The sequence below is a fragment of the Cognatundibacterium jejuense genome (assembly GCF_014284255.1).
GTDB classification, from domain to species: domain Bacteria; phylum Pseudomonadota; class Gammaproteobacteria; order Burkholderiales; family Burkholderiaceae_D; genus Undibacterium; species Undibacterium jejuense.
Genome location: NZ_JACOFV010000002.1, coordinates 278431 through 291052, shown reverse-complemented (window position 1 = coordinate 291052; position 12622 = coordinate 278431). Strand labels below are relative to the sequence as shown.

The following is a 12622-nucleotide window of genomic DNA, read 5'->3' as shown; positions in this document are numbered from 1 at the left end:
CTTGCACTATGTGTCAAATAGTACATACAAATTTCTGTGCTTGCACAATCACTTATCCCAGATGTAGACAGGTTTTACATGTTTTTAGACATTAAGATGCGCAAGTTTTAATAGGCTTCATAATTTGCATTGCTATCTTGCAACTAAAGACGGTTTTTGAAAATAAATCGTACATTTCCCCGAATAAGCTTTGGAAAATTGCCACAAATACCTATCATTGCCTTACAAACTTCAAGGCTGTTGCCGCATGGTGCATCGCAATACGCTAGAATGAGTCTTTAAATCCAGGACTGATACCACGCCGACTCAGTAAACCGCGGTTTGCTGAACTTTCAGGTATTGGTCTGCAATCCGTCTAACCACGTCTCTGATGAACGCTCCAGCCCACATTCAGGCCTTGCTTGCAGATTCGCCGCAAGGTGCCGCACCGACCCGTGTCCGGGAAATTCCGTATAACTACACCTCGTTTTCTGATCGCGAAATTGTGATCCGCTTGCTCGGCGAAGATGCCTGGCAATTGTTGGATCAATTACGTGGCAAACGTCAAACAGGCCGCTCCGCACGCATGTTGTACGAAGTGCTGGGTGATATCTGGGTGGTGCGTCGCAATCCGTATTTGCAAGACGATATGCTGGATAATCCTAAGCGCCGTCAGGATTTGATCGACGCTTTAAATCATCGTCTGGCAGAAGTCGAAAAACGCCGCGTCAACACAGCGAATGACGACGATGCGGAACGCAGCAATAGCGTAGAAACGCTAGTGCAGGCAGCGCGTAAAGCGGTTGCCGATTTTTCTAAAGAATTTCGCGATACCTACGATTTGCGTAAAAAAGCGAATCGCTTATTGTCACGCTATACAGCCAAAGACAATATCAAATTTGATGGCTTAAGCCGTGTTTCACACGTGACTGACGCAACCGACTGGCGCGTCGAATATCCATTTGTTGTGTTGACGCCGGATACTGAAGATGAAATGGCTGGCTTGGTTAAGAGCTGTATTGAACTCGGTCTGACCATTATCCCTCGCGGCGGTGGCACCGGTTATACCGGCGGCGCGATTCCATTGACGCCCATGTCGGCAGTGATTAATACCGAAAAATTAGAACAACTCGGCGAAGTCGAAATGACGCGCTTGCCAGGTGTGGATCGTGATTACGCAACGATTTATTCCGGTGCTGGCGTGGTGACCAAACGGGTTTCTGATGCGGCTGAAAAGGCGGGATTTGTGTTTGCCGTTGATCCGACTTCCGCTGAAGCATCCTGCATAGGCGGCAACGTTGCCATGAATGCCGGTGGTAAAAAAGCGGTGTTGTGGGGCACGGCACTCGATAATCTGGCTTCGTGGAAGATGGTTGATCCAAATGGCGATTGGCTGGAAGTCACTCGTCTGGAACATAACCTAGGCAAGATTCACGATGTTGAACTTGCCAAGTTTAAACTGGAATGGACACACCCCGGTGAGAAGCAGCCTTTCAAAACCGAACAACTCGACATCAAAGGCCGCGTCTTCCGCAAAGAAGGTCTGGGTAAAGATGTTACCGATAAGTTTCTTGCTGGTTTGCCCGGTGTGCAAAAAGAAGGTTGCGACGGCCTGATTACATCGGCGCGCTGGATTTTGCACAAGATGCCAAAATACGCACGTACTGTTTGTCTGGAATTTTTCGGTCAGGCACGTGACGCGATTCCAAGCATCGTAGAAATCAAAGATTACCTCGATAGTGAAACAAAAAAAGGCGGTGCGATTCTGGCTGGCCTGGAACATCTGGATGAACGTTATCTGCGTGCCGTTGGTTACACCACTAAATCCAAGCGTGGTGTTTTGCCTAAGATGGCGCTGTTTGGTGACATCGTTGGTGATGATGAAAACGCCGTAGCGCAAGCCGCTTCGGAAGTGATCCGCATAGCGAACACGCGTGTGGGTGAAGGTTTTGTGGCAGTGAGTCCGGAAGCACGTAAAAAATTCTGGCTCGATCGCGCAAAAACGGCCGCTATTTCCAAACATACCAATGCGTTTAAAATCAATGAAGACGTAGTCATCCCGCTCGATCGTATGGGCGAATATACCGATGGCATTGAGCGCATCAATATCGAATTGTCGATACAAAATAAACTAGCACTGGTTACGGCCTTGCAAGAGTTTTTTGCTAAACCACATTTGCCGCTAGGTAAAAATGAAGATGCAGAAGCGGATGAAATTTCTGCTGAAGAAATGCTGGAAGACCGCGTTAATCAGACCGAGGTCTTGCTGAAACAAACGCAGGCACGCTGGACTTACCTACTGAACAATCTGGACAAGCCCTTGGCTGATGCAAAGGCAGATTTGCTAGAACTCGGTCTCGATAAGCTGGCATTTGTGTTTGATGAAAGATTACAACGTCAGCCGGACGCCAGCGTATTTTCTATCGTACAGGATCGCACTGTTCGCATTTCATGGAAAACCGAAGTGCGTGCGCATTTACGCCAGATATTTAATGGTGCAGCGTTTAAATTAATTCTCGATGAGTGCGTAGCACTTCACAAGAAAATTTTGCGTAGCCGCGTGTTTGTCGCTTTGCATATGCACGCAGGCGATGGCAATGTACATACTAATTTGCCAGTTAATTCTGACGACTACGACATGCTGCAAGTTGCGCATCATGCAGTGGCACGCATCATGGTCTTAGCACGTTCGCTCAATGGTGTGATCTCGGGTGAGCATGGCATTGGTATTACCAAGCTTGAGTTTTTGACCGAAGACGAAATCAAAGATTTCCGTTCGTATAAACTACGCATTGACCCTGAAGGGCGCTTCAATAAAGGTAAATTGCTGAACCTGCCGGATTTTGCTGCGGATTTACGCAATGCTTACACGCCTTCATTTGGCCTGATGGGGCATGAATCTCTCATCATGCAGCAAAGCGATATTGGTGCGATTGCTAACAGCGTTAAAGATTGCTTACGGTGTGGCAAATGCAAACCGGTGTGTGCGACGCACGTACCACGGGCGAATTTGTTGTACTCGCCACGCAATAAAATCCTGGCGACATCCCTGTTAGTCGAAGCCTTTTTATACGAAGAACAAACCCGCCGCGGTATTTCGATCAAACATTGGGATGAATTTTCTGATGTGGCTGATCATTGCACGGTATGCCATAAATGCGTGAACCCATGCCCGGTCGATATCGACTTCGGTGATGTGTCGATGAATATGCGCAATCTGCTGCGTAAAATGGGTCAGAAAAAATTTAATCCGGGTACTGCTGCGTCGATGTTCTTTTTGAACGCGACGGATCCGGCGACGATTAATATGACTCGTGAAGTAATGATAGGCTGGGGCTACAAAGCCCAACGCTTTGGCCATGATTTGCTGAAAAAATTTGCCAAGAAGCAAACCAAAGCACCTCCGGCCAGCGTCGGTAAAGCTCCGATCAAAGAGCAGGTGATTCACTTCATCAACAAAAAAATGCCGGGCAATTTACCTAAGAAAACTGCGCGCGCATTGTTAGATATTGAAGATGATAAAGTAGTACCGATTATTCGTAATCCACAAACGACCAATGCCGATACAGAAGCAGTGTTTTATTTCCCTGGCTGCGGTTCAGAACGTTTGTTCTCGCAAGTCGGTTTGGCAACGCAGGCGATGTTGTGGAATGTTGGCGTGCAAACCGTACTGCCACCAGGCTATCTATGCTGCGGTTACCCGCAGCGTGGTAGTGGCCAGTTCGACAAAGCGGAAAAAATGATGACCGATAATCGCGTCTTGTTCCATCGCATGGCCAATACGCTTAATTATCTGGATATTAAAACCGTCATCGTGTCATGCGGTACTTGTTACGACCAATTGTCGACCTATGAATTCGATAAGATTTTTCCGGGTTGCCGTATCGTTGATATCCATGAATATCTGATGGAGAAAAACGTCAAACTCGAAGGCGTCACTGGTACGCGTTATATGTACCACGACCCTTGCCATACGCCAATGAAATTGCAAGACCCATTGAAGACCGTGAATGCCTTGATTACCGGCAGCAATGGCGATGTCAAAATCGAAAAGAATGATCGTTGTTGCGGTGAGTCTGGTACCTTGGCAGTGACGCGTCCGGATATTTCTACACAGATTCGTTTCCGTAAAGAGAGCGAAATGACCAAGGGCGCAGATAAGTTGCGTGCCGATGGCTTTACTGGCGATGTCAAAATTCTGACTTCGTGCCCGTCGTGTTTGCAAGGTTTGTCACGTTATAACGATGACAGCAATACCGATGCTGATTACATCGTGGTTGAAATGGCGAAGCATATTCTGGGCGAAAACTGGATGCCTGAATACGTTGCCAAAGCCAACAACGGCGGTATAGAAAGGGTCTTAGTGTGAGTATTGACGGTAAAGAAGTGCGGTGCGAACTCTGCGATAGTAGCCGTGGCGATGTGATTGTCAGTAACGCTCAGTGGCGCGTTATTCTGGTTGATGATGCAAATTATCCGGGATTTTGTCGTGTGATCTGGAATGCACATGTTAAAGAAATGACGGACATGAGTGATGCTGACAGAGGGGCTTTGATGCAAGTCGTATGGCAAACTGAAGCCGTGGTTCGAGAAATCATGCAGCCGCATAAAATCAATCTGGCTAGTTTGGGTAATATGGTTCCACATGTCCATTGGCATGTGATTCCACGTTATACCGACGATGCGCATTTCCCAAATCCAGTATGGGCGGCAGCAAATGCTAGCGCACCTGAAGTCAGCACCGTAGATGCACGGCGCAAACTCTTGCCGCAATTACGCGCAGCGATACGCGCTAAACTGAACAACTGAAACTGCAAACGATGAGTCACGACAAACCACAACCTACCGCCCTCAATGCACGTACTCAATCACGCGTGCTCGAAATTAGTTTTGACGACGGCAAAGCATTCTCTATCCCGTTTGAACTAATGCGCGTTTATTCTCCATCCGCTGAAGTCAAAGGGCATGGCCCAGGACAAGAAACCTTGCAAACCGGTAAGCGCGATGTGGGATTGATCGGCATAGAGCCAGTTGGCAATTACGCTGTAAAGCCAATGTTCTCTGATGAACATAGTTCGGGTATTTTTACTTGGGATTACCTGTATTGGTTGGGTGATAATCAGGCGCAGCTATGGCAGGACTATTTACAGCGCTTGCAAGCCGCAGGATACCCCGATGAAACGGGACGCGATGCACCTATGCAAGCAAAGGCCAGTTCTTGTGGTCACTCACATTAGTGCATTGATAGCGATTGATTTTTACTTTAAGTTACCAGATAGATGATTTTAGGGTCAGCGTCATGTCGGCAAGTGACGTTAACCGTATCAGTTCTGACTGATTAACAATAACTTAAAGGTCAGCGTTTTTTTCTGGAGACAATCATGAAAAAGCGTTTCATCATCGCTACGATGTCGGGTTTGCTGAGCGCCTGCGTTAGTCAATACCCGAATGATTTCTATACCAGACCGGCTCCCTTGCCCTCGGGTACTTCCGGTCGCAACATGGAAGTACAAAAAGCATCAAGTAGTACGCGCTCTGTCGCAGATTCTGTTGATAACTACAAAGTAGAAATTGCCAGCAAAATAGCGCAAATGAATGCCAATTTTGTGTATGTCGGCAATCCACAAGCGATGCTCCGTTCGGTCGTCGTTGTTCATTATGTGTTGGCGGCAGACGGTCGCTTAGTCAAGGCTGAAATAGTCCGCAGTAATCAGGATAAGTATGCGGAAACGACGGCGCTCGCTAGTCTGCAAAATAGCGCGCCATTTCCAGCCCCTAATCCTCGTGTCTTGCGAGGCGGTCGTTTTGATGTTTCCGAAACCTGGCTGTTTAACGACGATGGCCGCTTTCAATTACGTAGTATTGCGTTGCCGCAAGCAAGCGAATAAAGCTTAATTCAACAACATGAAATACTCGGGGTAACATGAGCATCAGAGTCATTGATCATGCGCAAATAATGTCTAAAAAAACCTTCTCCCGCAAGCGGGAGGACGGCAGAGACGAGGGCAGGGATGAGGAGGCTTGATATACCGGAAGGTAGAAAAGCTGATAAATAATGCTTTTCTCAGCCATTAAGTTTTGCCTCGGTTCTTACGACACGTCAAATTTCGCCCCTCATTATTAACAAATCTGCGCGCCGTGATAGCTTACACAAAGGAATTAAATTGTATTAATTGCAATTTAATTCCTTTCCAATTGATGCCTTTCGCAACTACTTCCCCTATAATGCCGCATCCCATAGGAGTCTTGAGATCATGAGCAATACTACCCATTTCGGTTACACCACAGTCGAAGAAGACCAAAAAGTGCACAAAGTTGCTGAGGTATTTCACTCGGTTGCTGCCAAATACGACATCATGAACGATGTAATGTCTGGCGGCTTGCATCGCATCTGGAAGATTTTCACCGTCGCCCAGGCTGGCGTACGCCCGGGCTTCAAAGTGCTCGATATCGCTGGCGGCACTGGCGACCTGACCAAAGAGTTTGTCAAACAAGCTGGTAAGACGGGTGAGGTCTGGCATACCGATATTAATGAGTCCATGCTGCGAGTTGGACGCGATCGCCTCTTGAATAAAGGCTTGATTACCCCCACCTTGCTCTGTGATGCCGAAAAGTTACCATTTCCTGATAACTATTTTGATCGCGTCACGGTGGCCTTTGGTCTGCGCAACATGACACACAAGGATCAGGCTCTGGCAGAAATGCAGCGTGTATTAAAACCGGGTGGAAAATTATTAGTTTTGGAATTTTCTAAGGTTCCTGATGTCTTACAGAAACCGTATGACTTGTACTCATTCAAAATCTTACCTTGGATGGGGCAAAAAATTGCAGGAGACGCCGAAAGTTATCGTTATCTGGCGGAATCCATACGCATGCATCCGGATCAGGAAACCCTGAAAAACATGATGGAAACTGCTGGGCTTGAAAAAGTTCAGTATTTCAATTTAACAGCTGGCGTGGCAGCTTTGCACACTGGCATTAAGCTGTAGCAGCATACCTGTTGTGTGCTGCAAGAGGAATCTCAGCTTAGTTTGCAGGATAATTTGCGACTTAGTTCGCAGCTTAGTTCGCAATTTAGCTCGCAATTTAGTTACTACTCAGCACTCTGAAGGAATGAACAAAATGAAAAAATTTTTAATCGCCATGGTAATGGTTGCCAGTACATTGGCAATGACGATGCATGACGCCGACGCAAAACGCATGGGTGGCGGTGGCTCTGTTGGCCGCCAGTCAAACAATGTGTCTCGTCAGGCAGCACCGGCGACACCGTCCAATACCAATAATCTGAATCAACAACGTCCGGCTGCGCCTGCAGCGGCTCCGGCAGCTCCACAAGCACCTGCTGTGCCGCCTAAGCCAGCCAGCCCTTGGAAAGGTATTGTTGGCGGTTTGGTTGGCGGTGCCTTGTTAGGTGCGGCTTTGTCACACTTTGGCTTTGGTGGCGCGGCTGCTGGTATGTTAGGTTCTTTGCTGACGTTTGCCTTGATCGGTTTTGCGATTTTCTTTGTGATCCGTTTGTTCCGTGGCAATAGCAATGCGCCAAGCTCTGCATCGCGTTTTGATCAGCCTGCGTATGCGGGTATGAGCAATACTGCAACGCCAGAGATAGGTTCACGTATTGACCCGCAACCTATGCAAAGTGCTGCTGCAGCGCCAGTATCGGCTGCAACCTGGAATATTCCTGCTGATTTCGACGTACCAGCATTTTTGCGCAATTCAAAAACCTACTTTATTCGTTTGCAAGCTGCATGGGATAAAGCAGATATTAATGATTTGCGTGAATTCACCACACCAGAAATGTATGCTGAATTGAAATTAGAAATTCAGGAACGTGGTACAACGGCAAACGTCACGGATGTCGTATCTATCGATGCTGAATTGCTGGGAATCGAAAATACGGGTAACGATCATCTGGCCAGCGTGAAATTCACAGGCATGATCAAAGAGGCACAAAACGCACCGGCAGAACCATTTACTGAAGTCTGGAACTTGACTAAACCAGTCAATGGTCAAGGTGGTTGGGTCTTAGCAGGTATTCAACAGCTCTGATCAAATGCACTTATCCTGATGCAGATCGAAGATCAAAGATCAAAGATCAATAATTCGATTAGCTGTTAAACTTGAGACCGCCCGCAGCATTGCCGGGCGGTTTTTTATAGGGCTTATACAAAAATAGCGTTGTCTTAGGTGGTTTTTTGGACAACAAGGATGTTAAGACATTGTCCATCACCCTAAACGCTGATTTTGCATAATTCTTGTTCCAACTGAAAATAAGCATTTCTGTCACACCGGCTTAGCCACCAATGCAGCAGGGCTTATCCTCAGGAACCATTTTGCTATCGTCTTTTCAACCCGATATGATCTCAAGCGCACCCTTTATTAATCATTTGCTGGCACAAGAAAAATGGGCCAGAGATAAACTTCTGCCGCACGCTGGAAAAATCGCTTGTATTGATATACAAGTAATGCAAATACGCTTAAAAGTGGCTGCGGATGGCTTATTAGAAAATGCTGAAGCATCCACCACACCTGATGTGACGATACGCGTTAAACCCAGTGATTTACCCTTGATGGCACAGAATCGCGAAAAAGCCTTTTCGTATGTAAAAATCGAAGGCGATGCTGACTTTGCCAATACAATTTCTTATGTAAGTCAAAATTTACGCTGGGAAGCCGAGTCAGATTTAAGTAAATTGTTCGGTGATGTTGCGGCTGTGCGTATGGTTTCTGGAGCTAAGTATCTGGCCAAAACTGCACAAGAAACGCATCAAAAAATCCAGGAAAATCTGGCGGAATATTTTCTCGAAGAAAACCCTTTGCTGGTACGCCCAGCGGAAGTAAATTCTTTTGGAACTCTGATAAATAAAACTCGCGATGATGTTGAACGTTTGATCAAGCGCATCGAAAAACTAGAAAGGATGCGTGGATGATTTTCAAATTTTTGCGCTTAATAAAAATAGTCCGTGTAACACTGCGTTATGGTATCGACGAGATTGCGATCTCGGGTCTTAAAATTCCTCGCACTGCAAAATTCGTAGAAACCTTGTTGTTCTGGCGTGATTTATCCGCGCCCCGGGGCGAGCGTCTGCGCAAGGCGTTAGAAGATCTGGGACCGATTTTCGTTAAATTTGGTCAGGTACTTTCAACGCGTCGTGACTTGATGCCACCAGACATCGCCGATGAGCTATCTAAGCTGCAAGACCGCGTTCCGTCATTTGATCCTGATCTGGCGATTGCCCAAATAAAAAAATCGCTGGGCGCGCATCCGGATGAATTATTTGCCAACTTTGAGCGCATCCCCGTCGCTTCTGCATCGATTGCTCAGGTTCACTTTGCGACACTTAAAGATGGGCGTGAAGTGGCTGTGAAGGTTTTGCGGCCGGGCATGAAGGACACGATAGATAAAGACGTTGCTTTGATGCAGGTCGCCGCCGGTTGGTTAGAAACCTTGTGGGCAGATGGCAAACGCTTAAAAGCGCGCGAAGTAGTCGGCGAGTTTGACAAATATTTGCACGACGAATTGGATCTGATGCGTGAGGCTGCCAATGGTAGTCAGTTGCGCCGTAATTTTCTGGATTCCGACTTGCTACTGGTGCCGGAAATGCATTGGGATTATTGTTCATCCTCCGTCATCGTAATGGAGCGTATGAAGGGTATTCCGATTTCGCAAACAGAACGCTTGCGCGAAGCCGGTGTTGATATGTCAAAACTATCGCGTGATGGCGTGACGATATTCTTTACGCAGATTTTCCGTGATGGCTTTTTTCATGCTGATATGCATCCCGGTAATATTCTGGTGTCGACTGACCCGGCGACGTTTGGACGTTATATCGCACTTGATTTTGGCATCGTCGGTACCTTGAATGATTTTGATAAAGATTATTTGTCGCAAAACTTTTTAGCGTTTTTCCGTCGCGATTATAAGCGCGTGGCTGAAGCGCATATTGAGTCTGGCTGGGCGCCAAAAGAAACCCGCGTAGATGAATTAGAAGCGGCGGTACGCGCATGCTGCGAACCGATTTTTGATCGTCCATTGAAGGATATTTCATTTGGACAAGTGCTATTGCGCCTGTTCCAGACATCACGTCGCTTCAATGTTGAGGTTCAGCCGCAATTGGTGTTGCTGCAAAAAACTTTATTGAATATTGAAGGACTAGGACGGCAGCTTGATCCCGATCTGGATTTATGGAAAACCGCGAAACCTTATCTGGAACGCTGGATGAATGAGCAAGTCGGCTGGCGCGGTTTGTTGGATAAACTGAAAGCAGAAGGTCCACGTTACAGCCATATATTCCCGCAGTTACCACGTCTGGCGCATCAGGCATTGACCAGAATTGGCGAGCGAACTGACAATTCAGACGCATTAAATGCATTGCTGATTGAACAGCGTCGCACCAATAATCTATTGCGCGTGATCGTTTATTTTGGTGCTGGATTATTCATCGGTATTATTGCCGCACAATTATTGCTGCATTTTTATTTCGTCGAATAAGCGGATGGCCATGGCAAATTTTATGCAACGCGATCCTACCAATCCAGACTTTTGGGATGAACGTTTTGAGAAAAAATTTATGCCTTGGGACAAGGGCGATGTGCCACAAGATTTCAGAGACTTTGTAGCAGCCAGATCTGCTGCTCTGCGTTGCCTGATACCTGGGTGTGGTAATGCCTATGAAGTCGCATTGTTAGCTGAAAGAGGGTGGGATGTCACTGCCATTGATTTCTCACCCGCAGCCGTACAGAGTGCCCAGTTAGCCTTAGGTAGTTTGGGTAAGCATATCGTTCAGGCAGACTTTTTCACCTATGTACCCAAACAGCCTTTGGAGCTGATTTACGAGCGTGCTTTTTTCTGTGCCTTACCACCGGATTTGCGTCAACAAATTGTGAACTGCTGGTCTCAATTGCTATCAGCTGATGGTTTATTGGCTGGCTATTTCTTTTTTGATGATGCGGCTGACGCCAGTAAGAAAGGTCCACCATTTTCTATTCATAGAGAACGCTGGAAAGAATTGCTTGAGCCGTACTTTGAGTTGCTAGAGGACAGTTCAGTTTCTGACTCCATTCCCGTGTTTGCTGGCAAAGAACGGTGGCAAGTCTGGCGCCGCCGTTAATTTGTATTAAAAAAGACAATTTTTTTACGTGGAGACTGTTTTAGCCTCAGTCACAATGCTACTATCAGCGTGTTTTTAACTAACGATTCCGCTATGCGCTTCCAACGTCCGCGTTCTGCACTTGAACAATTGCCCGCTATTCCTATGAAGCCGGAATCGGTCAAGATTTTGCTGAGTGCGGCAGAATATCGTCAAGAATTACTGAAGCAAATTTCCAAAGCGAAACACCGGATTTACTTATGTAGTCTGTATCTGCAACATGATGAAGCTGGTGCCCAAGTTTTGGCCGCCTTGTATGCGGCAAAGGCAGCGCGACCTGCGCTGGATATTGCGTTGTTGGTCGATTGGCATAGGGCGCAGCGTGGTTTGATCGGTGAAGCAAAGCAAGTTGGCAAGATGATGGGCAATGCCGCCTGGTATCAGGAACAAAGCGCCCTACATCAAGGATGCATACCCATTTACGGCATTCCGGTGCAGACCAGCGAATTGTTTGGCGTTTTGCACTTAAAGGGATTTGTCATTGATGACGGTGTCATTTATAGCGGCGCCAGTATCAATAATGTTTATTTGCATCAACAAGAAAAATACCGGCATGATCGCTACCTGTTGATCCAAAATGCGACCTTGGCCAACACCATGGTGGACTTCATTCGCAGGCATTTATTGTGTAGTGCTGCGGTTCATCGCTTGGATAGAATTGATCCACCAGGCACGCGCAGTATTCGTGCCGAAATACGCGATTTTCGGGCAAATTTAAAAAAAGCACGTTACAGTTTTGATGCAGATATTAAGCAAAATACTGACGTATTGAGTGTCTCTCCTCTCGTTGGTGTTGGTAAAAATAATCCGCTTAATCGCGTGATATGTCAGTTACTCGCCGCAAGTAAAAAACAAATTACGATTTGCACACCGTATTTTAATTTCCCGTTAGCTGTCACACGAGAAATCAATCGCGCTTTAAAGCGTGGTGTGAAGGTCGATGTTATCGTCGGTGATAAAGCAGCAAATGATTTTTACATTCCACCCGATCAGCCGTTCAAGGTGATTGCTGCCTTACCGTATTTGTATGAAGCGAATCTGCGTCGTTTTGCGAAATCACATCAGTCAGAAATCAAACATCAGCAATTGAATTTGCACTTGTGGAAGGACGGGGATAATACCTATCACCTGAAGGGGATGTGGATCGACGAAGACTATGCGCTGATGACGGGTAATAACCTTAATCCGCGTGCTTTCCGGCTAGATTTGGAAAATGCGTTGTTGATCCACGATCCTCAGCATCAATTGCAGAACCAGAGAAATGCCGAACTGGTGAGCATTATGCAACATACTTCGGTCATTAACCATTACCGCCAATTAGAGAAAGTACGCGACTATCCGCATGAAGTGCGTAAGTTGCTTGCACGTTTAAGTTCCGTCCGACTTGATCGACTGGCGTATCGGGTGTTGTAAGTGATAACAATGATCGCGCCTACATGCTAGGGTAAATCGGGGGGAGTTGGTTAAATTGATGTCTGTATTTTCGCAAAAAC

At 46.7% G+C, this 12622-nt stretch carries 10 protein-coding genes; all 10 read left to right on the top strand.

Annotated features, from left to right (window positions below):
* The first annotated feature begins 370 nt into the window (after positions 1-370).
* The 10 genes from H8K32_RS03710 (at position 371) to pssA (ending at position 12542) form a co-directional block, all read left to right on the top strand.
* On the top strand, positions 371-4348 hold the full coding sequence (locus H8K32_RS03710; RefSeq protein ID WP_186911129.1) for a DUF3683 domain-containing protein: 3978 nt from the start codon (positions 371-373) through the stop codon (positions 4346-4348).
* Positions 4345-4788, top strand: a complete 444-nt coding sequence (locus H8K32_RS03705; RefSeq protein ID WP_343067923.1) for an HIT family protein — start codon at positions 4345-4347, stop codon at positions 4786-4788. Before H8K32_RS03710 ends, H8K32_RS03705 begins: the two co-directional genes overlap by 4 nt.
* 11 nt (positions 4789-4799) lie before the next feature.
* A complete protein-coding gene (locus tag H8K32_RS03700) occupies positions 4800-5216 on the top strand; it encodes a gamma-butyrobetaine hydroxylase family protein (protein ID WP_186911128.1) in 417 nt (138 codons plus the stop codon).
* Between the two features lie 144 nt (positions 5217-5360).
* The gene (locus tag H8K32_RS03695; protein WP_186911127.1) at positions 5361-5867 is read left to right on the top strand and encodes an energy transducer TonB family protein; all 507 of its coding nucleotides are present in this window, start codon (positions 5361-5363) and stop codon (positions 5865-5867) included.
* Between the two features lie 366 nt (positions 5868-6233).
* On the top strand, positions 6234-6968 hold the full coding sequence (gene ubiE, locus H8K32_RS03690; RefSeq protein ID WP_186911126.1) for a bifunctional demethylmenaquinone methyltransferase/2-methoxy-6-polyprenyl-1,4-benzoquinol methylase UbiE: 735 nt from the start codon (positions 6234-6236) through the stop codon (positions 6966-6968).
* A 133-nt stretch (positions 6969-7101) separates the two neighbouring features.
* On the top strand, positions 7102-8028 hold the full coding sequence (locus H8K32_RS03685) for a Tim44 domain-containing protein (protein WP_186911125.1): 927 nt from the start codon (positions 7102-7104) through the stop codon (positions 8026-8028).
* Positions 8029-8336: 308 nt separating this feature from the next.
* Positions 8337-8909, top strand: a complete 573-nt coding sequence (locus H8K32_RS03680) for a ubiquinone biosynthesis accessory factor UbiJ (protein ID WP_186911245.1) — start codon at positions 8337-8339, stop codon at positions 8907-8909.
* Positions 8906-10471 carry a ubiquinone biosynthesis regulatory protein kinase UbiB gene (gene ubiB / locus H8K32_RS03675; protein ID WP_186911124.1) on the top strand — a complete coding sequence of 522 codons (1566 nt, stop codon included), beginning with the start codon at positions 8906-8908 and terminating at the stop codon, positions 10469-10471. The genes H8K32_RS03680 and ubiB overlap by 4 nt, the downstream gene beginning before the upstream one ends.
* Positions 10472-10481: 10 nt before the next feature.
* Positions 10482-11090 (top strand): methyltransferase, encoded by a 609-nt coding sequence (locus tag H8K32_RS03670; protein WP_186911123.1) that lies wholly within the window; start codon positions 10482-10484, stop codon positions 11088-11090.
* Positions 11091-11183: 93 nt separating this feature from the next.
* Positions 11184-12542, top strand: coding sequence for a CDP-diacylglycerol--serine O-phosphatidyltransferase (pssA, locus tag H8K32_RS03665; protein ID WP_186911122.1), 1359 nt, complete (start codon positions 11184-11186; stop codon positions 12540-12542).
* Positions 12543-12622: the final 80 nt, after the last annotated feature.